The organism is Arthrobacter sp. R3-55, from assembly GCF_054161505.1.
Window position 1 is genome coordinate 1,917,582 of sequence record NZ_CP096423.1, and the last position, 24,662, is coordinate 1,942,243.

27 protein-coding genes, 2 tRNA genes and 1 other RNA gene are annotated in these 24,662 nt (G+C 61.7%); 15 read left to right on the plus strand and 15 right to left on the minus strand.

All coding sequences use genetic code 11. The features are described 5' to 3' along the window. The first annotated feature begins 53 nt into the window (after positions 1 to 53). Together gndA and M1D51_RS08965 are read left to right on the plus strand one after the other, a co-directional pair. Positions 54 to 1,490, plus strand: a complete 1,437-nt coding sequence (gene gndA, locus M1D51_RS08960; RefSeq protein ID WP_014922062.1) for an NADP-dependent phosphogluconate dehydrogenase — start codon at positions 54 to 56, stop codon at positions 1,488 to 1,490. An 83-nt stretch (positions 1,491 to 1,573) separates the two neighbouring features. Further along, positions 1,574 to 2,416 (plus strand): oxidoreductase, encoded by an 843-nt coding sequence (locus M1D51_RS08965; protein ID WP_458109253.1) that lies wholly within the window; start codon positions 1,574 to 1,576, stop codon positions 2,414 to 2,416. Here M1D51_RS08965 and epsC read toward each other — a convergent pair. The 3 genes from epsC to msrA form a co-directional block, all read right to left on the minus strand. Continuing rightward, a complete protein-coding gene (epsC, locus tag M1D51_RS08970) occupies positions 2,413 to 2,997 on the minus strand; it encodes a serine O-acetyltransferase EpsC (RefSeq protein WP_017200619.1) in 585 nt (194 codons plus the stop codon). The two genes, M1D51_RS08965 and epsC, sit on opposite strands and share 4 nt — an antisense overlap. Positions 2,998 to 3,038: 41 nt before the next feature. Further along, positions 3,039 to 3,974 carry a cysteine synthase A gene (gene cysK / locus M1D51_RS08975; RefSeq protein WP_024817121.1) on the minus strand — a complete coding sequence of 312 codons (936 nt, stop codon included), beginning with the start codon at positions 3,972 to 3,974 and terminating at the stop codon, positions 3,039 to 3,041. Positions 3,975 to 4,040: 66 nt separating this feature from the next. Beyond that, entirely contained in the window at positions 4,041 to 4,565 is a 525-nt protein-coding gene (msrA, locus tag M1D51_RS08980; RefSeq protein ID WP_089595334.1) for a peptide-methionine (S)-S-oxide reductase MsrA, read from the minus strand. A 135-nt stretch (positions 4,566 to 4,700) separates the two neighbouring features. Between msrA and M1D51_RS08985 the strand changes: the two genes are divergently transcribed. Then, entirely contained in the window at positions 4,701 to 5,630 is a 930-nt protein-coding gene (locus M1D51_RS08985) for a Nif3-like dinuclear metal center hexameric protein (RefSeq protein WP_458109254.1), read from the plus strand. Between the two features lie 91 nt (positions 5,631 to 5,721). Continuing rightward, the gene (locus M1D51_RS08990; RefSeq protein ID WP_458109255.1) at positions 5,722 to 6,459 is read left to right on the plus strand and encodes a zinc ribbon domain-containing protein; all 738 of its coding nucleotides are present in this window, start codon (positions 5,722 to 5,724) and stop codon (positions 6,457 to 6,459) included. Between the two features lie 27 nt (positions 6,460 to 6,486). Here the strand turns inward: M1D51_RS08990 and M1D51_RS08995 are convergent, their stop codons facing one another. Beyond that, positions 6,487 to 7,251, minus strand: a complete 765-nt coding sequence (locus tag M1D51_RS08995) for a YaaA family protein (RefSeq protein ID WP_458109256.1) — start codon at positions 7,249 to 7,251, stop codon at positions 6,487 to 6,489. Positions 7,252 to 7,309: 58 nt separating this feature from the next. Here M1D51_RS08995 and rnpB point away from each other — a divergent pair. The 4 genes from rnpB (at position 7,310) to M1D51_RS09015 (ending at position 10,652) form a co-directional block, all read left to right on the plus strand. Next, positions 7,310 to 7,701: RNase P RNA component class A (gene rnpB / locus M1D51_RS09000), an RNA gene on the plus strand. A 300-nt stretch (positions 7,702 to 8,001) separates the two neighbouring features. Beyond that, on the plus strand, positions 8,002 to 9,453 hold the full coding sequence (locus M1D51_RS09005; protein WP_458109257.1) for a glyceraldehyde-3-phosphate dehydrogenase: 1,452 nt from the start codon (positions 8,002 to 8,004) through the stop codon (positions 9,451 to 9,453). A 72-nt stretch (positions 9,454 to 9,525) separates the two neighbouring features. Then, the gene (locus M1D51_RS09010; protein ID WP_172322478.1) at positions 9,526 to 9,735 is read left to right on the plus strand and encodes a hypothetical protein; all 210 of its coding nucleotides are present in this window, start codon (positions 9,526 to 9,528) and stop codon (positions 9,733 to 9,735) included. Between the two features lie 116 nt (positions 9,736 to 9,851). After that, positions 9,852 to 10,652, plus strand: coding sequence for an HNH endonuclease family protein (locus tag M1D51_RS09015; protein ID WP_458109571.1), 801 nt, complete (start codon positions 9,852 to 9,854; stop codon positions 10,650 to 10,652). On the opposite strand, the gene M1D51_RS09020 is transcribed toward M1D51_RS09015, so the two are convergent. The 4 genes from M1D51_RS09020 to orn all read right to left on the minus strand — a co-directional run bounded on the left by M1D51_RS09020 (position 10,637) and on the right by orn (position 12,978). Beyond that, positions 10,637 to 11,476 carry an acyltransferase domain-containing protein gene (locus M1D51_RS09020; protein ID WP_458109258.1) on the minus strand — a complete coding sequence of 280 codons (840 nt, stop codon included), beginning with the start codon at positions 11,474 to 11,476 and terminating at the stop codon, positions 10,637 to 10,639. The two genes, M1D51_RS09015 and M1D51_RS09020, sit on opposite strands and share 16 nt — an antisense overlap. Before the next feature lie 3 nt (positions 11,477 to 11,479). Then, the gene (gene def / locus M1D51_RS09025; RefSeq protein WP_172322481.1) at positions 11,480 to 12,052 is read right to left on the minus strand and encodes a peptide deformylase; all 573 of its coding nucleotides are present in this window, start codon (positions 12,050 to 12,052) and stop codon (positions 11,480 to 11,482) included. Positions 12,053 to 12,176: 124 nt separating this feature from the next. Next, a tRNA-His gene (locus M1D51_RS09030) sits at positions 12,177 to 12,252 on the minus strand. A gap of 132 nt (positions 12,253 to 12,384) precedes the next feature. Beyond that, the gene (orn, locus tag M1D51_RS09035; RefSeq protein ID WP_458109572.1) at positions 12,385 to 12,978 is read right to left on the minus strand and encodes an oligoribonuclease; all 594 of its coding nucleotides are present in this window, start codon (positions 12,976 to 12,978) and stop codon (positions 12,385 to 12,387) included. A 188-nt stretch (positions 12,979 to 13,166) separates the two neighbouring features. On the opposite strand from orn, the gene mptB reads away from it, so the two are divergent. Next, entirely contained in the window at positions 13,167 to 14,723 is a 1,557-nt protein-coding gene (gene mptB / locus M1D51_RS09040; protein ID WP_458109259.1) for a polyprenol phosphomannose-dependent alpha 1,6 mannosyltransferase MptB, read from the plus strand. Positions 14,724 to 14,729: 6 nt separating this feature from the next. Here mptB and M1D51_RS09045 read toward each other — a convergent pair whose 3' ends face one another. After that, positions 14,730 to 15,413, minus strand: coding sequence for a DNA alkylation repair protein (locus tag M1D51_RS09045; protein WP_458109260.1), 684 nt, complete (start codon positions 15,411 to 15,413; stop codon positions 14,730 to 14,732). Positions 15,414 to 15,558: 145 nt separating this feature from the next. Between M1D51_RS09045 and map the strand changes: the two genes are divergently transcribed. Next, complete coding sequence (gene map / locus M1D51_RS09050) at positions 15,559 to 16,326, plus strand: type I methionyl aminopeptidase (protein WP_458109261.1); 768 nt, start codon at positions 15,559 to 15,561, stop codon at positions 16,324 to 16,326. Between the two features lie 145 nt (positions 16,327 to 16,471). Here the strand turns inward: map and ssb are convergent, their stop codons facing one another. Beyond that, positions 16,472 to 17,056, minus strand: a complete 585-nt coding sequence (ssb, locus tag M1D51_RS09055; RefSeq protein ID WP_172326141.1) for a single-stranded DNA-binding protein — start codon at positions 17,054 to 17,056, stop codon at positions 16,472 to 16,474. Between the two features lie 221 nt (positions 17,057 to 17,277). On the opposite strand from ssb, the gene M1D51_RS09060 reads away from it, so the two are divergent. Next, positions 17,278 to 17,353, plus strand: a tRNA-Arg gene (locus tag M1D51_RS09060). A gap of 38 nt (positions 17,354 to 17,391) precedes the next feature. Here M1D51_RS09060 and M1D51_RS09065 read toward each other — a convergent pair. Beyond that, on the minus strand, positions 17,392 to 17,829 hold the full coding sequence (locus tag M1D51_RS09065) for an SRPBCC family protein (protein WP_458109262.1): 438 nt from the start codon (positions 17,827 to 17,829) through the stop codon (positions 17,392 to 17,394). Between the two features lie 91 nt (positions 17,830 to 17,920). On the opposite strand from M1D51_RS09065, the gene M1D51_RS09070 reads away from it, so the two are divergent. Beyond that, on the plus strand, positions 17,921 to 18,406 hold the full coding sequence (locus M1D51_RS09070) for a DUF6993 domain-containing protein (protein WP_458109263.1): 486 nt from the start codon (positions 17,921 to 17,923) through the stop codon (positions 18,404 to 18,406). A gap of 56 nt (positions 18,407 to 18,462) precedes the next feature. Continuing rightward, on the plus strand, positions 18,463 to 20,145 hold the full coding sequence (gene ettA / locus M1D51_RS09075) for an energy-dependent translational throttle protein EttA (protein ID WP_458109264.1): 1,683 nt from the start codon (positions 18,463 to 18,465) through the stop codon (positions 20,143 to 20,145). A 109-nt stretch (positions 20,146 to 20,254) separates the two neighbouring features. Here ettA and M1D51_RS09080 read toward each other — a convergent pair whose 3' ends face one another. Beyond that, complete coding sequence (locus M1D51_RS09080) at positions 20,255 to 21,160, minus strand: acyl-CoA thioesterase (RefSeq protein WP_172325824.1); 906 nt, start codon at positions 21,158 to 21,160, stop codon at positions 20,255 to 20,257. 63 nt (positions 21,161 to 21,223) lie between these two features. On the opposite strand from M1D51_RS09080, the gene M1D51_RS09085 reads away from it, so the two are divergent. Further along, positions 21,224 to 21,901 carry a hypothetical protein gene (locus M1D51_RS09085; RefSeq protein ID WP_172325823.1) on the plus strand — a complete coding sequence of 226 codons (678 nt, stop codon included), beginning with the start codon at positions 21,224 to 21,226 and terminating at the stop codon, positions 21,899 to 21,901. Here M1D51_RS09085 and M1D51_RS09090 read toward each other — a convergent pair. Together M1D51_RS09090 and M1D51_RS09095 are read right to left on the minus strand one after the other, a co-directional pair. Continuing rightward, a complete protein-coding gene (locus M1D51_RS09090) occupies positions 21,898 to 22,374 on the minus strand; it encodes a globin (protein WP_305849751.1) in 477 nt (158 codons plus the stop codon). The two genes, M1D51_RS09085 and M1D51_RS09090, sit on opposite strands and share 4 nt — an antisense overlap. After that, a complete protein-coding gene (locus M1D51_RS09095; protein ID WP_172325822.1) occupies positions 22,367 to 23,065 on the minus strand; it encodes a mechanosensitive ion channel family protein in 699 nt (232 codons plus the stop codon). Before M1D51_RS09095 ends, M1D51_RS09090 begins: the two co-directional genes overlap by 8 nt. Before the next feature lie 87 nt (positions 23,066 to 23,152). On the opposite strand from M1D51_RS09095, the gene M1D51_RS09100 reads away from it, so the two are divergent. Further along, on the plus strand, positions 23,153 to 24,166 hold the full coding sequence (locus tag M1D51_RS09100) for an NAD-dependent epimerase/dehydratase family protein (protein ID WP_458109265.1): 1,014 nt from the start codon (positions 23,153 to 23,155) through the stop codon (positions 24,164 to 24,166). On the opposite strand, the gene M1D51_RS09105 is transcribed toward M1D51_RS09100, so the two are convergent. Further along, positions 24,163 to 24,642, minus strand: a complete 480-nt coding sequence (locus M1D51_RS09105; RefSeq protein WP_172325820.1) for an OsmC family protein — start codon at positions 24,640 to 24,642, stop codon at positions 24,163 to 24,165. The genes M1D51_RS09100 and M1D51_RS09105 overlap by 4 nt on opposite strands. Positions 24,643 to 24,662: the final 20 nt, after the last annotated feature.

Below are 24,662 nucleotides of genomic sequence, written 5' to 3' on the forward strand. Positions count from 1 at the left end.
CCTGCCCAAGGGGGTAGGCCGGACTGTTTGTACACGAACGAATTGGAGTTTTGATGTCAGCACACATCGGTGTCACCGGCCTTGCGGTGATGGGCGCCAACCTGGCCCGCAACCTCGCCCGCAACGGCTTCACCGTGGCTCTCCACAACCGCTCCGTGGAAAAGACTGACGCCCTGCTCGAAAAGCATGGCACGGACGGCGACTTCATCCGCACGGAAACGCTGCAGGAACTCGTAGACTCCCTCGAAAAGCCCCGCCGCGTCCTCATCATGGTCAAGGCCGGCGCTCCCGTTGACAACGTGATCGAGCAGCTCGAACCGCTGCTCGAGGCCGGCGACATCATCATCGACGCTGGCAACTCCCACTACGAAGACACCCGTCGCCGGGAAGCTGCCCTGGCAAAGAAGGACCTGCACTTTGTGGGCGTTGGTGTATCCGGTGGCGAAGAGGGCGCATTGAACGGCCCGTCCATCATGCCCGGCGGCTCGCGCGAGTCCTACGACGCCCTTGGCCCGCTGCTGGAAAAGATCTCCGCAAAGGTCGACGGCGAACCCTGCTGCGCTTGGATCGGCACCGACGGCGCCGGCCACTTCGTCAAAATGGTGCACAACGGCATTGAGTACGCCGACATGCAGGTCATTGGTGAAGCTTTCGACCTCCTCCGCTCCGGCGCCGGCATCGAGCCCGCAGAGCAGTCCAAGATCTTCGCGGAATGGAACAAGGGCGATCTGTCCTCCTTCCTGATCGAAATCTCTGCAGAGGTCCTGGGCCACGTTGACGCCAAGACGGGCAAGCCGTTCGTGGACGTCGTGGTCGATGCTGCAGGCCAGAAGGGCACAGGCCGCTGGACGGTCATCTCCGCCCTGGAACTCGGTTCGCCGGTCTCCGGCATCGCCGAGTCCGTTTTTGCCCGTGCACTGTCTTCCCAGACCGAACAGCGCAAGCTCGGCCAGGAACTGCTCGCCGGCGAAGAAGCCTCCGTGGAAATCCCCGAGACTTTCGTCGAGGACGTCCGCCAGGCACTCTACGCCTCCAAGCTGGTCTCCTACGCCCAGGGCCTGGACATGCTGACCTCCGCTGCCAAGGAGTACGGCTGGGACCTCAAGCTGGATGAAATCGCTTCGCTCTGGCGTGCCGGCTGCATCATCCGTGCAGAGCTGCTCAAGGACATCACCAAGGCCTACGCAGCCGAGGAGAAGCCCGCAAACCTGCTGTTCGCCCCGGCCTTCACCAAGGCAATCGCCGAGGCACTCCCGGCGTGGCGCCGCGTAGTTGCTACCGCTGTCCAGCTGGGCATCCCGGTACCCGTGTTCTCCTCCTCGCTGGCCTACTACGACGGTCTGCGCCGCAAGCGCGTCGCTGCTGCCCTGATCCAGGGCCAGCGCGACCTCTTCGGTGCACACACCTACGGCCGTGTTGACACCGAGGGCACGTTCCACACCCTGTGGGGCGAAGACAAGTCCGAGATCTCTGCAGTGGACACCCACTAACATCAGCTTCACGCCAAGGGCCGGTCTAACCCAGCTACGCTGGGGGAGGCCGGCCTTTGCCGTACCTGAACAGAAGGAGAACCGTGAAGAGATCCCGCGTCGCGCTGGTCACTGGAGCCTCCACAGGAATCGGCTTTGATACGGCCATCGCCCTCCGTGACGCCGGGTTCACGGTCTACGCCGGAGCGCGTCGCCTGGAGAAGATGGAGCCGCTGAAGGGCCACGGCATCACTGTCCTGTCATTGGATGTCACGTCGGAAGAATCCATGGCAACGGCGGTGGCGCTGGTGGAAGAGGCTCACGGGCACCTTGATGTGCTGGTGAACAATGCCGGCTATGGCTCGTACGGGTCCCTCGAGGAAGTTCCGTTGGCTGAAGGCAGGCGTCAGTTGGAGGTCAATGTCATGGGTCTGGCAAGGATGACGCAATTGGTGATCCCAGGCATGCGCAGGGTCCGTTCAGGACGGATCATCAATGTCACCTCCATTGGCGGAAAAATATATGAGCCGCTGGGCTCTTGGTACCACGCGAGCAAATTCGCCGTAGAGGGCATGAGTGACTCCCTGCGCCTGGAACTGACGCCGCACGGCATCGACGTCGTGATCGTTGAACCGTCCGGGACCAACAGCGAATGGGGCACCATTGCGGGAGAGGGGCTGTTGGCCACGTCAGGGGATGGGCCCTACCAGCAGCAGGCTCATGTGGTGGCTGCCGCTCTGGCATCGACATCCGGAGAAGGGCACGTCTTGTCGACACCCGCGCGTGTTGTCGCGAACGTCATTGTGAGGGCTGCAACGGCAAAACGCCCCAGGACCCGCTACCCGGTGGGCAGGGGAGCCTGGAGCGTCCTGGCACTGCGAAAATTCCTTCCGGATCGAGCCTTCGATGTAGTCTTCTGGAATTTATACAGGAGACTTGCGGGCTAAATCCGGTACTCGATGTAATACTCTGCGGGGTCCACAGCGGGCTTCGTTTCGGACCTGGCATCGCGGTGCCGCCAGGTGGCCGGAATGCCGGTGATGATGGATTCCGGTGGCGCGTCCTTGACCACCACGGCGTTGGCGCCGATCGCACTGCCGGCGCCGATGGTGATAGGGCCGAGGACCTTTGCGCCTGCGCCGATAGTGACGCCGTCACCAATGGTCGGGTGCCGTTTGACCTTGGCCAGGGAACGTCCGCCGAGCGTTACACCGTGATAGATCATCACGTCCTCGCCGATTTCGGCGGTTTCCCCGATCACCACGCCCATGCCGTGGTCGATGAAGAACCGTCGACCAATGGTCGCGCCGGGATGGATTTCGATGCCCGTCAGGAACCTGGCCAGCTGCGAGATCAAGCGTGCAGGAAAACGAAGGGCAGGATTCTGCCACAGCCGATGCGTCACACGGTGGGCCCAGATGGCGTGCAGGCCGGAATATGCGAAAAAGTTCTCAAAAGAGCCTCGAGCCGCCGGGTCATGTGACCGGGCGGCATCGAGGTCTTCCTTAAGCCTTGCGAAGAAGCTCACAAAGACCTTTCTACAGGAAATGAAGGTGAGCGGGCTAAGGCTCAGCCGCGGATGTCGTCGAACAGCACAGTGGAGATGTAACGCTCTCCAAAGTCACAGACGACCGCAACGATCAACTTGCCGGCATTCTCGGGGCGCTTGGCCAGCTCAAGGGCACCCCACACGATGGCGCCGGAAGAAATGCCGCCAAGGATACCTTCACGGGCACCGAGTTCACGGGCAACGCGGACGGAATCTTCCAGCGTGGCATCGAGGACTTCGTCGTAAACGTTGGTGTCCAGGATTTCCGGTACGAAGTTGGCGCCGATGCCCTGGATCTTGTGGGGGCCCGGAGCGCCACCATTCAAGATGGCGGAGTCCTTGGGTTCGATAGCGACAATCTGAACGCCCGGCTTGCGTTCCTTGAGGACCTGCCCGACGCCGGTGATGGTTCCACCGGTGCCAACGCCGGCAACAAAGATGTCCACTTCGCCGTCGGTGTCTTCCCAGACTTCCTCAGCGGTGGTGGCACGGTGGATCGCCGGGTTGGCTTCGTTGGCGAACTGCTGGGCCCAGATGGAGTTCTCCGTGTTGGCCACGATTTCCTGGGCCTTCTCGACGGCGCCCCGCATGCCTTCAGAGCCTGGCGTCAAGACAATTTCGGCACCGTAAGCGCGCAGCATGACCCGGCGCTCGGTGGACATGGTCTCCGGCATGGTCAGGATGACCTTGTAGCCACGAGCTGCACCAACCAATGCCAGGGCGATGCCGGTGTTGCCGGAAGTACCTTCTACGATGGTTCCGCCGGGCTTCAAGGCGCCGGACTTCTCGGCTGCGTCAATAATGGCCACACCGATGCGGTCCTTGACGCTGTTGGCCGGGTTGTAGAACTCGAGCTTGACCGCAACCGTGGCGTCGAGGCCTTCGGTAAGCCGGTTCAACCGGACCAGCGGTGTGCGGCCTACCAGCTGCGTGACGTCGTCGTAGATCCTTGCCATGAAAATTACGCCTATCTCTGAAGAGGGATTGCTGAGGTCAGCCTAACCAGCCGGGTCGAAACACCGCTAAGCAGTAAGCCATGCAGAGTAATATTTCCGGGCCTTGGCCAGTTTCGGGTTAATAATCACCTGGCAATATCCCTGATACGGGAATTTGGCGTAGTAATTCTGGTGAACTTCCTCGGCCTCATGGAACTCGGGCAGGCGGCTGACTTCGGTCACAATCGGATCGGACCAGAGGGCCTGTGCGCGCTCAATGGCCTCTTCGAACAGGACCTTCTCCTCCGTCGTGGTGTAGAACATCGAGGACCGGTACTGGGTGCCAACGTCATAACCTTGCCGGTTCAGGGTGGTGGGGTCATGCAGGGCAAAGAACATGTCCAGGATGACCTCTTCGGGGACGACGGTTTCGTCGAACGTTACGGCCACCACTTCAGCATGTCCCGTGGTTCCGGAGCAGACCTGGTAGTAATCGGGATTACGGACGTGGCCGCCTGTGTAGCCCGAGACAACCGAGCTGACACCGCGGGTTTTCTGGTAAACGGCGTCCAGGCACCAGAAGCAGCCACCGCCAAGTACGAAAGTTTTCATGTTCTCTTCAATGGATGGGAGGGCTTGATGATTCCCGCTTCACCTTACGGGAGAATTACGGCACCCGGCAGGGACTCCGGGTGGTAGGAGTGCCTCATCCGCCGTTGGAGGGAAGAAATAGGGAAGAATAAGAGCATGGAAGCAGCAAACACCGGCATTTCTGATGCGGATTCGGTCGATGATGACCAAACAGTTGAAGAGGACCAAACAGCTGAGGCCAGTGGCGACCCCACGCTTGGCCAGGTATTGCTGGCCGTCGAAGAACTCTGGCCTGAGTCATTGGCCGAGGACTGGGACGAAGTGGGTTTGGTGGTGGGGCGCCCCAATGTTCCCGTAACCAAGGTCCTTTTTGCAGTCGACCCCACGTTGGCAGTCATAGATGAAGCCATTCAGTGGGGTGCCGGGCTGCTGATCACCCACCATCCCCTACTCCTTAAGGGAGTGAACTCCGTGGCGGCCACCTCCGCCAAGGGCCTGGCAGTCCATCGGTTGATCGAAGCCGGAACCGGGCTCCTGACCGTCCATACCAACGGGGACTCCGCGGTGGGGGGAGTCTCGGACGTCCTTGCTGACGCCTTCGGGCTGGAAAATGTGGAGCCGTTGACTCCCGCTGCCCATGGTTTACCGGAAGAGGGCATCGGTCGCGTGGGCGACCTTTCGGAACTGGCCACGCTTGGCGATTTCGCCGCGAAGGTCTTCGAAATGCTTCCCGCAGTGGCCGGCGGTGTCCGCGTTGCCGGAGACAAGGACGGACTGGTGCGGCGGGTTGCCGTGTGCGGCGGCGCCGGCGATAGCCTCCTTGATGCGGTCAGGGCCAGCAATGCGGACGTGTATGTGACCGCTGACATGCGCCACCATCCGGCCTCCGAAGCCCGCGAAGGTGCAAGCAACGGGCGCCCCTACCTGATCGACGTTTCGCACTTCGCCAGCGAGTGGCTGTGGTTGCCGGCCGCGGCCGAAGCGCTGGGCAACGTGCTTGCGGACCAGGGTTACGACGTCGAAATCCGGGTCAGCAGCACCAACAGCGATCCTTGGGACTTCATACTCACTCCCGGCGGGGACTAGAGTCTAGAAGGATACGGACAGCCCTCACGGAATGGGGGCACGTCCGGCCGGAACTGATCCCCAGGCCCGGCGGCGACAAGCGGAGGTAAGCGTGGCGAAAGCAGCACCGGCAGAACAATTGAAATTGCTTGAACTGCAGGGGCTGGATGCCAAGCTCAAGTCGTTGGCCGGCCGTCGGAAGGTCTTGGAAACGGATCCCAGGATCACGGACCTGACGGATGCGTTGAGTGTCGCCAATGGCGAACTCGGAGCGGCCAAAGTTGCTGTCCATGACGCCGAGGCCGAACTGCGCAGGGCGGAAGCGGATGTGGAGCAGGTAGCCACCCGGATAGAACGTGACGAAACACGGCTTAACAGCGGTACCGGCCTGTCCAAGGACCTGGTGGCACTCCAAAGTGACATCGCCTCACTGAATAAGCGCCGCTCGGACCTTGAGGATGTTGAACTCGAGATCCTGGAGCGCCTGGACACACTGCGTGAACGCCAGGCCGCCCAGCAGTCGATCGTTGATGACATCCAGGGCTCATTTGGCAGCATTCGTGCTGAGCTGGATGAAGCCATTGCCGAGATCGCTGCCGAAGAAACCGTGGTCCGGGGTCAACGTGCAGCGTTCGCCGACACCCTGGATGCCGGATTGTTGGCGGTTTACGAGAAGACCATCGCCAAGCGTGGTGTCGGGGCTGCCCGTTTGTTCCACGGCAAGTCCGAAGGCTCGGGCATGATGCTCAGCCCCGGCGACCTTGCCGAGGTCAAAGCCGCAGCCGAGGACGAGATCGTTTACTGCCCGGATTCAGGGGTCATCCTGGTCCGTTCGGCCGAGTGGAACTGACTTAGCCCCGCCCTTCCCGGCCCGGGCTCAGCTGGACAGGATGATGTTCAGCGCGTGGGGCTTGCGGTGCGTGCCCTCAACGAGTTCCGCTGTCCAGACTTCACCGGCGGCCTTCAGGAGCTGACGTGGAGTTGCCGGGGCTTTGCCGCGCCTGGTCAGCAAGTGCCGCGCCAGCTCGCCGCGGGTGTGCTTGGCGAAGTGGCTGACCACCGTGCGCTTGCCGTTTGCCTCATTGAAAACGTTGACATTGACGGTCTGTGCCGCCGGGGGAGCCCAGGCTGCAGCGTAGGTGCTGGAGCGGCAATCGACCAGGAGCTCTCCTTCGCTGCGCGTGGCGAGTGCAGCGTTCAGCTGCGGCTTCCAAAATGAGGCGAGGCGTCCGACGTCGGGCAGTGCCGTTCCCATGGACAGCCGATAAGCGGGCACGTGGTCGCCAAAGCCGATGGCGCCCCACAAGGCTGAGACCACCAGGATGGATTCGGTGGCCTTACGCCGCTGCGTGGGCGTCATGCTGTTGTAGCCCAAGGCGTCGTAAAGAACGCCAGAATAGACCTGGTGCGCCGGCGCGGCCGGTTCTGCGTGGAGTCGGGTATTACGTTCGACGTCGTCCCGCAGCGAGGCTCCGACGCCCAGTAAAGCCAGCGCGTCCTCGTGCGCGCTGACCGTCCCCAGGGCCTCTAGGACTTTTGCCCGGTATGGATTCAGCTCCGGAAAACTGAGGGACTCCCACTCGATGGCGGAACCTTTGGCAGCGGGGGTCTTGCCTTCGGAAGGCGGAAGCAGAATCAGCACCAGCCGATATTACCGCCGGACTTCGGCCGGTCCCAACGCCGGTAGACTGGACAGCGGATGGGTCGACCAGGCGGTCGCGCGTCACGAAAGTGGCTCGAGGAACGTCCGGGCTCCGCAGGGCAGGGTGGTGGGTAACGCCCACTCGGGGTAACCCGCAGGCCAGTGCCACAGAGAACAGACCGCCTGCGCTGCGTGATGGTTTCATCGCGCCGCAGCAGGTAAGGGTGAAACGGTGGTGTAAGAGACCACCAGCTCCCTGGGTGACCGGGGAGGCTAGGTAAACCCCACCCGGAGCAAGGCCAGACAGGACACGTTTGAGGGCTGCCCGCCCGAGTGTCCGGGTAGGCTGCTGGAGGGCGTCGGCAACGGCGTTCGTAGATGGATGGCCGCCACTCCTTTTCCGGTAACGGAAGGGGATGACAGAACCCGGCGTATCGGTCGACCCATCCATTTATGACTGCTGCAAAACCGGCGTGTGAGTGATTTCACGCCTTCGGGCGGCCAATGCTCCCGCCTTCCGCCCTAGAATGGTTACTGAACGTAGATGTTCTGCCGCCGGGACTGCGTTCGCAGCCGGCGGATTTTTCTTTGCTCTCGTTCAAGGCGCTGTGGGTGGACCGAAGCCCGCCGGCGCATGTGCCGCAGGACTACTCCGGGCGGCCGCTGCCATCTGCATACGAGGACGTATGTGGTTGACCCAAGGAAGGTAGTTCTGTGAGCCAGACGTCAGATTCTTGTCTTGATAAGTGGATGGGCCGGGAGGCTCTCGCCGAGGCCATGATTCCGGTGATCGGCCGGCTGTACCGGGAAAACAACGTGGTCACCAGCATCCACGGCCGCAGCTTGATCAACAAGTCCACCATGAACATCCTCAAGGCACACAGATTTGCCCGCCGGATGAGCAACCACGAGCTCCTGCTCGAAGAGACCGCACCCCTGCTGAACGCCCTGTCGGAACTGGAACTCGGCGCAGCAGCCATTGACATTGCCCGTTTGACCGAGAAGTACCGGGCAGAAGGCAATGGCGCCTCCCTGGACGAGTACCTGCGTGCAGAGCTTGCTGAGATCGTGGGCAAGCGCGGCGCTGACGACCGCACCAGCACCGACGTCGTGCTGTACGGCTTTGGCCGCATCGGCCGTCTCCTGGCCCGTATCCTCATCGAAAAGGCCGGCGGAGGCCACGGCCTGCGACTCCGCGCGATCGTCGTGCGCAAGGGCGCGGAGAATGACCTCGTCAAGCGCGCCAGCCTGCTGCGCCGCGATTCCGTCCACGGATCCTTCGAGGGCACCATCCGCGTTGACGAGGAAGCCAACACCATTACCGCCAACGGCGTACAGGTCCAGGTCATCTACTCGGATAACCCTGCCACCGTTGACTACACGGCCTACGGCATCAAGGACGCCCTGGTGGTGGACAACACTGGCCGCTGGCGTGACGCTGAGGGCCTGTCCCAGCACCTGCAAAGCAAGGGTGCTGCCCGCGTCCTGCTGACCGCGCCGGGCAAGGGCGAGCTCAAGAACATCGTCCACGGCATCAACCACCGGGACATCTCGGACGACGACAAGATCGTTACCGCTGCTTCCTGCACCACCAACGCCATCACCCCGGTGCTGAAGGCCATCAACGACAAGTTCGGCATCATCCACGGACACGTGGAAACCGTGCACTCGTTCACCAATGACCAGAACCTGATCGACAACTTCCACAAGGGCGATCGCCGCGGACGCTCCGCTGCGCTGAACATGGTCATCACCGAGACCGGTGCCGCCAAGGCCGTAGCCAAGGCGCTCCCGGAACTCCAGGGCAAGCTGACCGGCAATGCCATCCGTGTTCCTACGCCGGATGTTTCCATGGCAATCCTCAACCTGAACCTTGAAAAGGGCACCACCCGCGACGAGGTCAATGACTTCCTCCGCGAGATGTCCCTGCACTCGGATTTGCGTAAGCAGATCGACTACATCGATTCTCCCGATGTTGTCTCCACGGACTTCGTTGGTTCGCGCCGTGCAGGCATTGTTGACGGCCTCGCTACGATCTCCAACGACAAGAACCTCGTACTCTACGTTTGGTACGACAACGAGTTCGGCTACTCATGCCAGGTTGTCCGTGTCATGGAGGAAATGGCCGGCGTCAACCCGCCGTCGTTCCCTGCCCGCGATGTTGTGGCTCCTATCGCTGTCCTTGAAGGGGCCGGAGCCTAGTACCCGGAAGTATCGGCGGGTTTCCCGGCTGAATCACTGGTATCAGCCGGGAAACCTGACCAAAATGGGTTCATGGAAAATGAATCAACCTTGGAACACGAGACCGCACTGGAACACGCCCTTGACGTGGCCCGGGCCAACCAAAAACAAGCCCAAAAACTCCTGGATCAGGCTGTTGCGGGCAACGCCACCGGTGATGTCACGGACCAACGGGTGGAGCAACTGCGCGGACTCCTCGCGCTGGCAACCGAAGACCTCCAACGCGTGATGCGCGAGCAATAAAACCTGAGATCCTCCTCACGGTGTGACTTCTCCTACACACTGTGGATACCCGCTCTTTCTGTCGGGGCCTTGTCCTACGCTCGTAGGACATGCCTGCCCCCACTGGACGGAGTCTCTTGAGTATCACCTGGTCTGCCTATAAACGCGCCCGCCGCAGATCCCGGCAAGCATGGACGGTTCTTGCCTTGGCTGCCGTCACCATAGTGGCGGGGCTGGCATGGTTCTTCACGGCTGGGCAGTTCAATGCGACAAACACCTGGACGACGGGGCCCAGTGAAGCCCCCGTGTACAACCCACTCTGGATGAAGCCGGTGCGCGGGGCCGCCCCGGTGACGGCCGAAATGGCCTCAGTGGCCCTGGAGCGGCTGCCGGTCAAGGGCAGGGCCCCGAAGACGGACTACGACCGGGCGGCCTTCGGCCAGGCTTGGGCCGATGCCGACCGCAACGGGTGCGACACCAGGAACGACATCCTCCGACGCGACCTTTCAGCTGTGGAGTTCACCGAAGGATCGTCCTGCAAGGTGGCCGGTGGCAGCTTTCACGAACCCTATACCGGGTCGCAGGTGACGTTCAGGCGGGGACAGGACACCAGTGCAGCCGTTCAAATCGACCATGTGGTTGCTTTGGCTGATGCATGGCAAAAAGGTGCACAACAGCTTACTGTCCAGCAGCGCCAGACCTTCGCCAATGATCCTTTGAACCTGATTGCCGCCGATGGTCCCGCGAACGTTAAAAAGGGAGCAGGCGACGCTGCGACGTGGTTGCCGGCCAACAAGAACTTCCGCTGCCACTACGTCGCCCGGCAAATTTCCGTAAAGTCCGCGTACAAGCTTTGGGTAACCCAGCCGGAAAAGGACGCCATGAAAGCCGTCCTGTCCTCCTGCCCCGAGCAGCAGACTATCTACAGCTCGAGGTGACCGTGTCCCAGTTGCCAGGTGCCGCCGTCGTTGATCCTGTCCAGGACCACCCGCTGGAGTGACGTCTCCCGGGGGAGCTTGTCCAAGTCCTTGAGCCCGCGCTGCCGGAACGTGAAGTAGACGGCATCGGTGGGGGCATCAGAGACGCGGTCCAACGTGAAGCGACGGGCGAAAGAGGCAATGTTGCTGCCCGGCAGGCGTTCCGCCAGGTAAGGGTCCAGCATCCAGGAATCACAGGTGGCCACCGTTGCCGGTTTATCCGGGAAAAAGCGCGGGAAAAACGCGCGGGCCTCGGCCAGGCTGGCATCAACAACGGCGGGGGAGAGCCCACCGTCCTCGGGGATGTGTACGCCCAGTACCCACCCGTGATTCCTTACGGACGTCATCGCTTGAGGGTCATCGTTCCGGCCGGGGACCAGGTGGAACTGCAGACGGCCCAGCCTGAAAAGATTCCCTGCCACGTGCAAGGTCAGCCACGCCCAGGTGTCCAGGCCGAAACGGCCGTGGACACGCCGATTGATCCTGAGCTGAAGTCCCACGTCAGCCAACGATCCCGCAGAGACCTCAGGACTGATGCCAAGTTGTTTGTGGTAGGCGTGAACAGTGGGAGCGAAGCGGAGCAGCGCTTCTATCCAGAGAGTCTCGGCAGCGTTCTCATCCTTGATGCTGTCTAACGGGAAAGTACCCAACCGCTCTTCCATGGCGGCCGTGGCGCGCAGCACAGCATCTTCGGGCGGAGTTGCCAGCAGGGCTGCACATTCGCTGGCGTCATCGCCGGTAATGTCCAAGAGTTCGAAAAGCTCTTCGTGCTTGCTGAAGTCCATGGCTTAGTGTCCGAAGGGATCGGGATCGACGCCGGGCATCCAGGTCAGGCCGGGGACACCCCAGCCGTGCTTCTTCGCCTGCTTGAGGGCTTTCTTGGAGTACCTGTCCACCAATCGATTGACGTACAGCTTTCCATCCAGGTGGTCGAACTCGTGCTGAAGTATCCGGGCAAACCAGCCGGTCGCTTCAAAGTCCACGGGGTTTCCATGGCCATCGAAGCCTTGGACGCGCGTCCACTCAGCCCGCTGCAAAGGGTAGTACTCGCCCGGGAAGGACAAGCAGCCCTCAACGTGCTCATCCGGGTCAGGAAGCGCCCCCGAGACCTTGGAAAGAGTGAGGACGGGGTTGACCACCACGCCCTGCTCAGGAACGTCGTCATCATTGGCGTACTTGTAAACGAACAGGCGCTTGCCAACGCCGATCTGCGGGGCAGCGAGCCCAACGCCATTGGCGGCGTCGTTGGTCTCGAACATGTCCGCGATCAGGGCGCGGAGTTCATCATCGAAAACCTCCACTTCGCTGGCCCGACGATGCAAAACAGGTTCGCCCCAGATGGTGACTGGCAGGACGGTCATCTCAGTTCTTCCTTGTAGATCGCTGATGTGCGGGTCGGCACATGGTCGCTTCGAGTTAAAAGCAAAGGCCGCACCGGATAACCGGTGCGGCCTTTGTGGAAACCGGCTCTGCAGCCAATCTCGGTGGGGTGAGCTACGGGGGTTGAACCCGCGACCTCCTGGACCACAACCAGGCGCTCTGCCAACTGAGCTAAGCCCACCATGTGCCTTTTGGGGCTGAACCGTTTGACCGGCTTTCCTTCAAGGCAACGACAAATAGCTTACCTGCTGTTTTGGGGTGCAAAGTCCACTTTTGCCGCTTTTGGCAAAAAAACCTTGAAAAATGGTGCAGATCACACTGTTTCAGTGGATCCCAAGGTCTCCGCGGTGGACATGACGTCCTTGGAAATGCGCTGGGCTGTTGCAGTGTCCGGTCCGGGAGCCGGCACGAACACGGCTTGGCGGTAGTAGCGGAGCTCGTCGATGGAATCTTTGATGTCACCGAGGGCGCGGTGACCACCGTGCTTTGCGGGTGACTGGAAGTAGGCGCGCGGGAACCAGCGCCGTGACAGTTCCTTGATGGTGCTGACATCGATCACGCGGTAGTGGAGGTGCTCCACGATGTTGGGCATGTCCCTGGCCAGGAACATGCGGTCTGTTCCCACCGAGTTGCCGCCCAAGGGTGCTTTTCGGGGATCGGGAACCCACTTCTCGATGTATTCAAGGACTTCGGCTTCAGCCTCGGCCATGGTCTTGCCGTGCGGGAGTTCGTCCAGGAGCTTCGAACGGGTATGCATGTCCCGCACAAAATCATTCATTTGTTCCAAAGCGGCATCGTCCGGTTTGATGACGACGTCGACGCCGTCGCCGAGGATATTGAGCTCGGAATCCGTCACCAGAGCCGCGACCTCGATCAGGGCGTCGTTCTTCAGGTCCAGGCCGGTCATTTCGCAGTCGATCCAGACGATGCGTTCATTAGTAATAGGCACGCGCCCAGCCTATCCTTCAGGCGGTTCGGAGTGCTCGGATGGTACGATTTTTGAGCGCGGCAGTGTCGTTTCTTCCTGTCGCGGAAAGCCCCAAAGACGCTGAATTTCTCCCGGATGCATCGGGCGAACGATTGGATGACAACCACATGACGGTGCCAGTACCCGCCGCCCAGAAGGCAGGGACAGCAGCGCCGACGGCGGATGCTGCAACCAGCGAGGTTGATAATGCCCGTTCGCCGCTGATCGCCGGGTTCATTGGTTCCATGTTCATGGTGTTTGGGTCTCTGGGTGTGGGCTGGCTCGCCCCGGTCTCCGAACTTCGGAGGCTGCCGCTTTTCATTTGGATGCGCACCGAAGGTGCCGGCGTCGCCCTCTCCATTGTCCTGCTGGCTGTCGGCGGAATGTTGCTCGTCAGGGCCTGGCTCCGTCTAGGTCAACGCGTACGGGTATGGGGGCTGCAAGCGCGTAAGGCAACGCTCCAAGCCGTGGTCGCGTGGGGTTTTCCCATGATGTTCACGGTTCCCCTCTTCAGCAGGGACGTCTACGCCTACATCGGTCAAGGCCGTCTGATGGTCGAGGGCATCAATCCCTACGAGAATGGGATTTCCGCGCTACCCAACTATTTCCAGCTGGGCGCGGACAAAATGTGGACCGAAGCGCCGGTACCGTACGGGCAGTTGTTCCTGTGGATCGAGCAGTTCGTGGTTTGGGTGACCAATGTCCAACCCGAAGCGAGCATTATGCTCTTCCGGCTTGTGGCCCTCGTGGGCATCATTCTGTGCATCATCTATGTGCCCAAGCTGGCCGAACTCCACGGCGTAAATCCGCACAGGGCTTTGTGGTTGACGGCGGCAAACCCCCTCTTCCTGACCAACTTCATAGCAAGCGTCCACAACGACGCACTCATGATCGGCCTGGCCCTGGCCGGCCTGTATTACTGCGCAACACGCCGCGTGATCTTCGGGCTGGTGCTGGTCACCCTGTCCATCTCGGTCAAGCCCATCACTGTGGTGTTCCTTCCCTTCATTGGTCTCTTGTGGGCAGGCAAGGGAGCCTCCTGGCCCCGTAAGTTCGTCTTCTGGTTCCTGACCGCCGGACTGAGCTTCGGACTGTTGTACGCCATGAGCATGGTCAACGGTTTCGGATTTGGTTGGATCAATGGCCTGTCAGCTCCGGGAAGCGTGTGGATCTGGTATGCCCCCATCGGCCTCATCGGGCTGGTGGTGGCCTCTATCTTCAACGTCTTCGGTCTGGACGGTTGGGGCATGGCCAAATGGGTGTACGACGCCGGCAAGGTCTTGATGGTCGGAGCCATCGCCTGGCAGGTCTTCCGGGGTGACTACGACCGCCTGATGCGCAGGCTCACCCTGGCGTTTGCGGCCATTGTCATTCTGGCGCCGATGATCCAGTCCTGGTACGTGGTCTGGCTGATCCCGCTGTTTGCCGTGACAGGTATCCGCAACGACTGGCAGGTCAAAGCCGTCTACTTCGTGGTGTCGTTCTTCATGGTCTATGCCATCTCGGACCAGTTGGATGTCTTCCCCTACCTCCAGAGTGAAGACCTTGGCCTCGCCCTGACGTTGGCCCGCAACGCAGCGGCCATCATCGCCTTGCTCTTCGCCGTGTACCTGATCTTTGTTGACCCGAAAACCAAGAGCCTGTTCCGCAAACAGGACGAACCCGGCCTCCGTCCGATCATCTGAGCTGCATCAGCTGGAGGACAAAAGCCGGGTTCCTTCGCGAAGGGACAACGGACTCAGCGATGAAGCATGGCCCGCGGCAAAGGCGCGGACCCAATCAGGATCCGACTTGCTGTATTCACGCAGTGCCCAACCGATGGCCTTGCGGATGAAGAATTCCTTGTCGTACAGATTGCACTCGATAATTGCGGCCAGCAGATCGTGATCGGTCTTGGACTTTGCCCCTAGCTGGGCAGTGATAGCGGCCCGGCGGATCCACTTGTCCTCATCTTTGGCCCAGCGAAGCAGCAGAGGGGTCATGGTTGCCCGCTGAGCCAGCAACAGCGCGCAGATCCGGTGCGCCACTGCGTCGACGAGGTCCCACCATGCTCCTGTCCGGATAATTTCCTCATACACCGGCAGCATGTCGAGGTCTTCCTTGACCTGTCGAAGCCCCGTCAGATCGATGGCTGCGTACCGTTCCTCCCGGGCCTTGGCTTCGCGCCATAACTCCAGAACCGCGAGCCGCAGATCTGCCGGGGATGTAGGAGGTATTTCGTTGGCTGCAGCTTTAGCAATGCTTCGCACCTCTGGAACCCTGACACCGAGCGAGGGCATATCCGACTTCATGTACGCCTGGGCACCAATTGCCCGTTCAGGGTCACCGGCCGCACGGAGTGAGGAGCGGATTAACGCCACGAGGTCCTTGGTCATGCCTCAACTGTAGGACCGGCGCGTGTCCTCTGTTCTCCCAACATCGCCCGGATGCCTCCCAGGCGTCGCCGGTGGGTCGTAGAGTGGCAGAGTGGCGGCAGCCGGCTGCGAACCCCAAGGCATGCCCAGCAACGGAGGACCTTATATGTCAATGCTGAAGACGCCCGAGCAGATAGAGCTGATGCGCGAGGCCGGCCGCGTGGTGGCCAACGCACTAGCAGCGGTCAAGGAGCACGCTGCAGTGGGCGTCTCCCTCAAGGAACTCGACGACGTCGCGGCGGCAGTGATGTCCGACGCGGGGGCAAGGCCTGCTTTCCTCGACTATCACCCCCGGTGGGCGGCCGTGCCGTTTCCGGGCGTGATCTGCGCAAGCGTCAATGACGCTGTGGTCCATGGCATCCCGAACGGCTACGTGCTTGAAGACGGCGATCTCCTGAGTGTTGACTGCGGCGCCTTTCTGGAAGGTTGGTGCGGAGATGCAGCCATCAGCTTCATCGTGGGGGACGGTGATCCCTTGGACCAGGAACTCATTGATGCAACGGAAGCCGCCCTTGCAAGGGGTGTTGAAGCAGCACGGGTGGGAAACAAAATGGGTGATCTCGCCTATGCCATTGGCGGTGAAGCCAAAAGGGCAGGGTACGGGTTGCTTGCCGACCACGGCGGTCACGGAATCGGCCGAACCATGCACGCCGAACCGCCGGTGCCCAACATCGGACGTCCAGGCCGGGGCATGAAGCTCGAGGAAGGGCTGGTTATTGCCATTGAGCCCATGTTGATTCTGGGCGGCAAGGACGATTACTACCACGATGAAGACGAGTGGACCCTGCGATCGGCGAACGGACAGAGGGCAGCCCACAGCGAGCATACGGTTGCCATCACCGCGGACGGCCCGATGATCCTGACACTGCCGTAAATCGGTTACTCCACTGTGGCGATCCCACGGTGCGGCCAGGCAACAATTGACTGCCCTGACGGCGTCCTGTTGCGTGTTCCCGGGCAAAAGGGCGAACCACAGGCCCTGGCACCGGATGGTTCGCCCTTGCTCCGGAACAGCTCGTTCAAACGCCTGCGCCCACCAACTCCCCTGTGGTGGTGTTCACCATCATGGGGCCCGTTCCATCGGGATCGTCCATCCCGGCCGCCACTGACTCGTCCTCGGGAGGACCTTGTTCAGCGTCCTCGGCGCCCCACTCGCTGCTGCTCCCGGTGCTGCCCGGCGCTTGGCTGGACAGGGTTTCCTCCGGTATCGCAGAGTTGGCCGCTGCGGCGTCTGCCGGCGCGGAGGTGCCGTTCATGCGGGTGAAGTTGGCAGAGCCCCACATGAGGTCGTGCCCCACGGATTCGGCATCGATCTCCGCCACGTGATAGACGCGGCCTTCATGTTCCCATTGCCTCAGCCGCAGCTTTCCCGCGACCAAAACGCGCTGCCCCTTTTTGATACTGCACCCCACGTGCCCGGCGAGGTACCGGAACGATTGCACGGTGTACCAATTGGTGTTGCCATCAACCCAAGTGTTGTTCGCCCGGTCGTAACGTCGTTCTGTAGTTCCCAGGCGAAAGGACGCTGTAGCCGTGCCCCCGGTAGTAGTGGAACTCTTGACCTCCGAGGCCACGAAACCCCGAACGGTGATCATGTCATTCATTGATGGTCCTTCTGGATGTAGGAAGTGCCTGTCCGGCTCCTTCAGCTTCGACCAGTAAGGCCCTTCAGAGCAGTGCCCCGTTCGCCTATGTGCATAACCTCGGCGAATGGGCCCCTGTGGAGGATGGGATGACAGCGGTGCGGAGGTGGCTGGCCATACCGCGATCGCACTGTAAACTCTTTGTGGCGCCACGCCGCCCACAGCGGTGACGGCGTCAGTGCGCCCCAGTAGCTCAGGGGATAGAGCAGCGGCCTTCTAATCCGCCGGTCGGGGGTTCGATTCCCTCCTGGGGCACCACTGCATCCCCCTGGACACGATTCCAGGGGGATGCTCCTTTAACGCTTGGACTCAAGGAATTCCTTGAGATTCCGGAGCACCAGCCCCCAGGTTTCGGTGGACTGCGCAACTTCTTCGGCACTGGAATTGTTGCCTTGCGTGATGGTCACGATTGTTCCGCCGTCGGCGTATGCCACGTCGTATTCCACGGTGTGATGGTTACCGGGAACGTCAGGTAGCCCCGAGGCGGGACTGTAATGCGTGGTCTTCAGCAGCTTCGGAGGATCGAAGGCAAGGACGATGCCTTTGTCCTCATACACGGTGCCGTTGTACTCGCCGGAGTAAGTAATCGGCTCTCCCACCCGCCAGGATGTTGTGACGTTGGTGCCGAGGAAATACTCCTTGATGAGGGAGGGGTCAGTGAGTGCCTTCCAGACTTTTTCAGGCGGGGCGGCGATGGTGGTCGATGCAACGGCATCAGGGGTTTGCTCACCCATGGTGGGCTCCGTTCCTCAATAGGGACAAGTAAATCCTGTTCAACGGAACGCTACGCCGGTCATCCCGTCACGTGAATGGCACAATGGCTAAGTGATAAGCAGGGGAACGACGCCGATGGGCGGCAAGTCAGCAAAGGCCGGAAGATTCGGCGCATCAGCATTGTCGCTGCTGGTGGTCGTCGCGTTGGTGACGATGACTGGCTGCACGGCAACTCCGGCGTCCTCCGCTCAAGGGGGAATAACGCCCTCCACCACCGGGCAGGTCACAGCGCCCGTCGATCCGGCTGTCGCCGCAACGACGACAACTATGGAAACAACGCTGAAAAGCCTCGTTGCCGCCAACCCCAAGCCGGACCAGGAAGCGCTCCGCTCGGCCTTGGTTTCCGCCGGAATCCCGAAGGCCAACGTAGAAGTCTCTGTCAGCCGTACGCCCACGGGCCTGGACGTCGATGCCCTGGAAGCAGCGGCCCTGACCGGAGAAAGCTGCGTCATGGGGCAGATCCGTGAGGGCGGAGTGGTAATGACGGTGCTGCCCGTCCTTGCTACCGGTAAATGCTTCGTGGGAGACGCCCGCTAGCGACGCCGTAGGGCACGAATGTGAGTTAAGCAGGCCTAGCCATTAGATTTAAGGGCATGGCGGAATTCATTTACACGATGACCAAGGCTCGCAAAGCCGTTGGCGACAAACTTATTCTGGACGATGTCAGCATGTCGTTCTACCCTGGCGCGAAGATCGGCGTCGTGGGTCCGAACGGTGCTGGTAAGTCCACCATCCTGAAGATCATGGCCGGACTGGACACCCCTTCAAACGGCGAGGCCCGCCTGAGCCCCGGTTACACCGTGGGCATCCTCTTGCAGGAACCGCCGCTGAACGAGGAAAAAACCGTCCTGGGCAACGTCCAGGAAGGTGTAGGCGAGATCTACGGCAAGATCCAGCGTTTCAACGAGATCTCCGAAGAAATGGCCAACCCGGATGCGGATTACGAGACGCTCCTGGATGAGATGGGCAAGCTGCAGGAAGCCATCGACGCCGCTGATGCCTGGGATATCGACTCCCAGCTCGAACAGGCCATGGACGCTTTGCGTTGCCCGCCGGCCGATGCCGACGTCACTGTCCTTTCCGGTGGTGAGCGCCGCCGTGTGGCTCTCTGCAAGCTCCTTCTTCAGAAGCCTGACCTGCTGCTGCTCGATGAGCCCACCAACCACTTGGACGCCGAGAGCGTGCTGTGGCTCGAGCAGCACCTGTCCCAGTACCCCGGTGCTGTCCTTGCCGTGACCCACGATCGCTACTTCCTTGATCACGTAGCTGAGTGGATCGCCGAAGTGGACCGCGGTCACCTGTACCCGTACGAAGGCAACTACTCCACGTACCTGGAGAAGAAGAAAGCCCGCCTCGAGGTCCAGGGCAAGAAGGACGCCAAGCTGTCCAAGCGCCTGACCGAGGAACTTGAGTGGGTGCGCTCCAACGCCAAGGGCCGCCAGACCAAGTCCAAGGCCCGCCTGGCCCGCTACGAGGAAATGGCTGCCGAAGCCGAGCGCACGCGCAAGCTGGACTTCGAAGAGATCCAGATTCCGCCGGGACCGCGCTTGGGTTCCTTGGTGATCGAAGCCAAGAACCTGAAGAAGGGCTTCGATGACCGTGTCCTCATTGAGGACTTGTCCTTCTCGCTGCCCCGCAACGGCATCGTAGGTGTCATTGGCCCCAACGGTGTTGGTAAGTCCACGCTCTTCAAGACCATCGTCGGCATGGAGCCGTTGGACGACGGAGAGCTCAAGATCGGCGAGTCCGTGAAGATCTCCTACGTGGATCAGTCCCGTGGTGGCATCGATCCCAACAAGTCCCTTTGGGAAGTTGTCTCCGAAGGCCTGGACTACATCCAGGTGGGCCAGGTGGAGATGCCGTCGCGTGCTTACGTATCGGCCTTCGGCTTCAAGGGCCCGGACCAGCAGAAGAAGGCCGGCGTCCTCTCCGGTGGTGAGCGCAACCGCCTCAACCTCGCGCTGACGCTCAAGCAGGGCGGCAACCTGCTGCTGCTTGACGAACCCACCAACGACCTCGACGTCGAAACCTTGAGCAGCCTCGAGAACGCCCTCCTGGAATTCCCCGGTTGCGCCGTGGTGGTCTCGCACGACCGTTGGTTCCTGGACCGGGTGGCCACCCACATCCTGGCCTACGAAGGTGACGAGGAGAACCCGTCCAAGTGGTACTGGTTCGAGGGCAACTTCGACTCCTACGAAGAAAACAAAGTGGAGCGCCTTGGCCCCGATGCTGCCAAGCCGCACCGCGTGACCCACCGCCGCCTGACCCGCGACTAAAGTTTCATCGCCCAGGCACATACGTAGAAAGGCTGGCCCCTGTGGGGCCGGCCTTTCCGGTTTAACGCCTCGGCGTGAACTCCCGGCAGATCGCCGTAGCCTTGAAAGGCTAGGGGATGCGGACCATGCCTTCCTGGGCGACTGTGGCAACATGCAGGCCGTCGCGGTTGAAGATGCGGCCTGTGGCGAGTCCGCGAGCGCCTTGGGCACTGGGTGATTCCTGGACGTAGAGCATCCACTCGTCCACCCGCACAGGGCGGTGCCACCACATGGCGTGGTCGAGGCTGGCGACGCTCATTCCGGGCGTCATCCACGCCAGGCCATGGGCCCGGAGGATGGGCTCCAGCAGGGTGTAGTCACTGGCGTAGGCCAAGGCTGCACGGTGGAGGTTGGGGTCATCGGGCAGGGGGCCCATGGTTTTCATCCACACTGCGTTGCTTGCTACGTGCTCGCTGGGAGGCGACACGTAGAGCGCCGGATCAATGTGGCGGACGTCGAAGGGGCGCTCGGATGACATATGCCGTGCCATGGGGTGGTCGAAATGCGACAGGAGTTCTGCGGTGCTGGGCAGGGACTCAGGGTCCGGAATGCCCTCGGGCATGGTGGCTTGATGGTCCAGTCCGGTGTCTTCAACCTGGAAGGAAGCAATCATGGACAGGATAGGCACGCCGTCCTGGTAGGCATGAACGCGCCGGGCGGAGAATGAGCGCCCGTCCCGCAGCCTCTCTACCCCGAACGTGATCGGTTTGTTGGCATCACCGGGACGCAGGAAGTAGCCGTGCATGGAGTGGGCTACCCTGTCCGGTTCCACCGTCCGCATACCGGCCATCATGGACTGTGCCAGAACCTGGCCGCCAAAAACCCGGTGTCGTGGTTGCTTCTGCGATGGGCCCAGGAAAATGTCCTCATTGGTCCGGGCGCCGTCAAAATCACCAAGGTCCAGCAGGCCGATCAGCACATCCATGGGGTCTTCTGCGGGTGCTTCAACTTCAAGGCCAGCGTTCGTCTCAGTCATGGTTCGACTTTAGACGCCGCCCGGACCCCTCTCAACCGCAGACATGCCGGTAGAGTCGATGATGTGACAGACGTCTTGACCCAGTCCTTCCGCTTCGCCGATCCCCGTGACCTCGCTGACTTGAAAACATATGTGACGCGGGCAAAGAGCATCGACGACGGCGCCATCCGCCTCCAGGCCGCGGGCAGTGTCCTGGCCGCCTATGTGTGTGTTTTGCGGCCCCGCATCCTGGGGGAGTCCACCCCCACCATCCTCGGCTTGCGGACCATGGCCCTCGCTGAGGCGGCCCGTGCTGATGTCACGGTGACCCTTGCGTCCGTCATGGACCGGTTGGCCCGCTCCGGCGCCGATGACGTGGAGCTGCCCATACCGCCGTCCACCGTGTCCGAGTCCTGGGCCGGCGTTGGCGCGCCGCGTTCGGGCTGGGAAGCGCAAGGATCAATGCTCGACGCCGACCTCAAGTCAGCGGCGGAGGCGGGCATTGCCGAGGTGGCCGGCGTCATTCCTGCTTTGGCAGGTGCCGCGGTGGTCAACAGCGCCAGGGCGGCAGTGTGGGGCCGTGAACTGCAAGGTGCGGGCGGCCTCCCTGCGGGCGCAGCTTTCGCAGCTTTCGCCCTCGGTTTCCTGGGCGACGCCGAGCAGAACGTCTTCCGCAATGGCCGCTGGTTCCGCCTCAGCGGTCCCCGCGGCCATGTGCTGGTTCGCACGGGTGCAGGCCTGGGCCTCGGCTTCCAGTCTTAGGCGCCTGACGAGGGGCTGTTGACCATGGTCAGTGCAGCGCGTTCCATGTAGTCCCACAGGGTCCCCTCATGCAGCGGCGAGAGCTCCAGCGCGTCTACGGCCGTGCGCATGTGGAAAAGCCAGCGATCCTTGGCTTCCGGGGTTACCTGGAACGGCATGTGGCGCATGCGCAGCCTCGGATGGCCCCGTTCCTCGCCGTAGGTGGTGGGACCGCCCCAGTATTGCTCCAGGAACATCAGGAAGCGGCGCTTTGCCGGAGCAAGGTCCTCTTCGGGATACATGGGCCGAAGCAATGGATCCGTGGCCACGCCGTCGTAGAAGACATCGATCAGCTTGACGAATGTCGGGTGGCCGCCCACGGCAGCGTAAAAACTGTCCGTGTAGGCAGGCTGGCTGAACGGATCGTTTTGCATCAGCTGGCGACGAGGACCCGACTGGGGTGCCGGGGCTTGCCCGTCAGGGGTGCTACTCATTGGATTTCTCCTCGGCTTTGGTGACGCGCGGGGCGCCTGCTGTGACAGGGGCGGCTGATGCGCCGGGTTGATCAGTGGCGTCGGGGGTTTCCAACGGCACGTAATCACCCTGCGAGCGGTTGCCCACGCGGAGGATCTCGCCGTTCCGCAGGTACCAGATGGCTCCGTCTTCGGCGCGGACCCGGGTGATTCGCAGGCCCACCGATTCAACGGTACCAATGACTTCGCTGGTGACGATGACGTCGCCGATCCCGTATTGGTCTTCAATGGTGATGAAGATTCCCGCAAGGAAATCGCGGATCAATTGCTGGGCGCCAAAGCCGATGGCGACACCCAGGATGCCCACACTGGTCAGCAGCGGCGCCACGTCCACGTTCATGTATTTGAGGACGTAGATAATGACGATCACTACTACCACGACGCTCACCAGGCTGGTCAGCAGCGTGCCGATGGTCTCTGCGCGTTGGGAGCGGCGCTCGTGGTCCAATGCGCGGATGGCTGGTTGCACCCACTTGAAGTGCGCTTTCTTGAAGAAGGAGCTTCCAGCCGATACCCGCCGTGTGATGCGCAGAATAACGAACCGCGCAACGATCCATACGCCCAGGCCGACGCCCAGTGTGATGAGGATGGAAACGAGGTCGATTTTTTCAGGTTCCAAAGTGACAATTTCTGCCAAGGGGATGGAGGTCAAGGGTGAATTTCTCCTTGTGGTCGGCCCGTGTTCGCCGGGCGCGGAACACTCTGTCCACCTACAACCCTAGCGCCGTAGCGTGACGGTATGCGCATCCTGGTCCTCGGCGGTACCGCCTTCCTGTCTGCAGAAATCGCCCGTCAAGCGATTGCTGCCGGACATGATGTCACCTGTTTTGCCCGTGGCACGTCAACGAACCCGCCCGACGACGCCACCTGGGTCAGGGGCGACCGCGCCTTGGGTGCGGCGGCCTACGCGGGGATCGATGGCCGGTGGGACGCTGTGGTGGAGGTGTCCCGGGATCCTGTGCAGGCAGGCCAGGCGTTGGACATGCTGGGCCGGGCTGCCGGTCACTGGACCTTTGTTTCGAGTTGCTCTGTTTACGCGGACCATTCGGTGCCCGGCGCCGATGAAGGCGCGGAGTTGCTGGAGCCGTTGCCCGCCGGACAGTCCGGTACCCCGGAGACTTACGGCCAATCCAAATCCGCTATTGAGCAGATGACTCTGGGTGCGGTGGGGGAGAAGGCGCACATCGTGCGGTCGGGGCTCATCAGTGGCCCTGGAGATGGCACTGACAGATACGGATATTGGCCTGCCCGATTCGCTGCTGGCCCTGGCCCGGTTCTGGTTCCTGACATCCCGGATGCCGCAACTCAGATCATTGACGTCCGCGACCTTGCAGCGTGGATCCTGCAATCCGCCGGGGAAGGATTGACCGGAACGTACAACGCGTTGGGCGACGTGGTCCGGTTTGGCGAATACATCGCCGAGTCACAGCGGGCGGCTGGCAGCGCAGGAGATGATGGCGCAACCCGGGATGTTGTGTTCGCTGACCCAGAGTGGCTCGTGGGGCAGGGCATCGAATACTGGGCCGGCCCGGACTCGCTGCCCTTGTGGCTACCGCCGGGCCACGATGGCTTTCAATCGCGGACCAACAGCGCTGCACAAGAGCGTGGCATGGTCCTGAGGCCCTGGCAGGAGACCCTTGCGGCCACGCTTGAGGATGAGCGGCACAAGGGTCTGGACAGGGACCGCAAAGCCGGCCTTAGCCGCGATACCGAACAACGGCTCGTGGCACTATGGCGGGCCCGGCAGCGCTAGGCGGCGGCCGTCGTCGTGCTTGGCTCGTGCAGCACGGGGAAGTTGACGCTGCGGGCGATGAAGCAGACCTGGTTGGCCTCGTGATGTAACTGGTCCATCACATCGGCGTGCCCGGGATCAGCAATGGTGACGTGTGGTTTGAGCGTCACGCTTTGAAATTGTCCACTGCCATCGCGGTTGAGTTTCATCAGGCCCTCCGCGCTGTCCTCATAAGCGGTAACCACCACACCGTGCTTCACGGCGACGTGCAGGAAAGAAAGCATGTGGCACTGCGAGAGCGCGGCAAGCAGCAATTGCTCGGGGTTGTAACGTGTGCGGTCGCCATGGAAAGTGGGATCCGCGGACCCCTGAAGGGTGGGCAGGCCCGGAATTTCTATGTCATGGTCCCGTGAATAACCGCGATAGCTTGCCGTGCCCTCGCCCAGGTTTCCGGTCCAGCGGACGGTCAGCGCATAGCGGTGTTCATTCAGGCCCATGCGGACAGTCTAGCCAAGGG

What these genes read in the sequence shown, in the direction of transcription:
- gndA (WP_014922062.1), top strand. Translation starts at nt 54, where the DNA reads ATGTCAGCACACATCGGTGTCACCGGCCTTGCGGTGATGGGCGCCAAC.
- cysK (WP_024817121.1), bottom strand. Translation starts at nt 3,974, where the DNA reads ATGGCAAGGATCTACGACGACGTCACGCAGCTGGTAGGCCGCACACCG.
- msrA (WP_089595334.1), bottom strand. Translation starts at nt 4,565, where the DNA reads ATGAAAACTTTCGTACTTGGCGGTGGCTGCTTCTGGTGCCTGGACGCC.
- M1D51_RS08985 (WP_458109254.1), top strand. Translation starts at nt 4,701, where the DNA reads ATGGAAGCAGCAAACACCGGCATTTCTGATGCGGATTCGGTCGATGAT.
- M1D51_RS09005 (WP_458109257.1), top strand. Translation starts at nt 8,002, where the DNA reads ATGGGCCGGGAGGCTCTCGCCGAGGCCATGATTCCGGTGATCGGCCGG.
- M1D51_RS09010 (WP_172322478.1), top strand. Translation starts at nt 9,526, where the DNA reads ATGGAAAATGAATCAACCTTGGAACACGAGACCGCACTGGAACACGCC.
- M1D51_RS09020 (WP_458109258.1), bottom strand. Translation starts at nt 11,476, where the DNA reads ATGGACTTCAGCAAGCACGAAGAGCTTTTCGAACTCTTGGACATTACC.
- def (WP_172322481.1), bottom strand. Translation starts at nt 12,052, where the DNA reads ATGACCGTCCTGCCAGTCACCATCTGGGGCGAACCTGTTTTGCATCGT.
- orn (WP_458109572.1), bottom strand. Translation starts at nt 12,978, where the DNA reads ATGACCGGCCTGGACCTGAAGAACGACGCCCTGATCGAGGTCGCGGCT.
- mptB (WP_458109259.1), top strand. Translation starts at nt 13,167, where the DNA reads ATGACGGTGCCAGTACCCGCCGCCCAGAAGGCAGGGACAGCAGCGCCG.
- M1D51_RS09045 (WP_458109260.1), bottom strand. Translation starts at nt 15,413, where the DNA reads ATGACCAAGGACCTCGTGGCGTTAATCCGCTCCTCACTCCGTGCGGCC.
- map (WP_458109261.1), top strand. Translation starts at nt 15,559, where the DNA reads ATGTCAATGCTGAAGACGCCCGAGCAGATAGAGCTGATGCGCGAGGCC.
- ssb (WP_172326141.1), bottom strand. Translation starts at nt 17,056, where the DNA reads ATGAATGACATGATCACCGTTCGGGGTTTCGTGGCCTCGGAGGTCAAG.
- M1D51_RS09065 (WP_458109262.1), bottom strand. Translation starts at nt 17,829, where the DNA reads ATGGGTGAGCAAACCCCTGATGCCGTTGCATCGACCACCATCGCCGCC.
- ettA (WP_458109264.1), top strand. Translation starts at nt 18,463, where the DNA reads ATGGCGGAATTCATTTACACGATGACCAAGGCTCGCAAAGCCGTTGGC.
- M1D51_RS09080 (WP_172325824.1), bottom strand. Translation starts at nt 21,160, where the DNA reads ATGACTGAGACGAACGCTGGCCTTGAAGTTGAAGCACCCGCAGAAGAC.
- M1D51_RS09090 (WP_305849751.1), bottom strand. Translation starts at nt 22,374, where the DNA reads ATGAGTAGCACCCCTGACGGGCAAGCCCCGGCACCCCAGTCGGGTCCT.
- M1D51_RS09100 (WP_458109265.1), top strand. Translation starts at nt 23,153, where the DNA reads ATGCGCATCCTGGTCCTCGGCGGTACCGCCTTCCTGTCTGCAGAAATC.
- M1D51_RS09105 (WP_172325820.1), bottom strand. Translation starts at nt 24,642, where the DNA reads ATGGGCCTGAATGAACACCGCTATGCGCTGACCGTCCGCTGGACCGGA.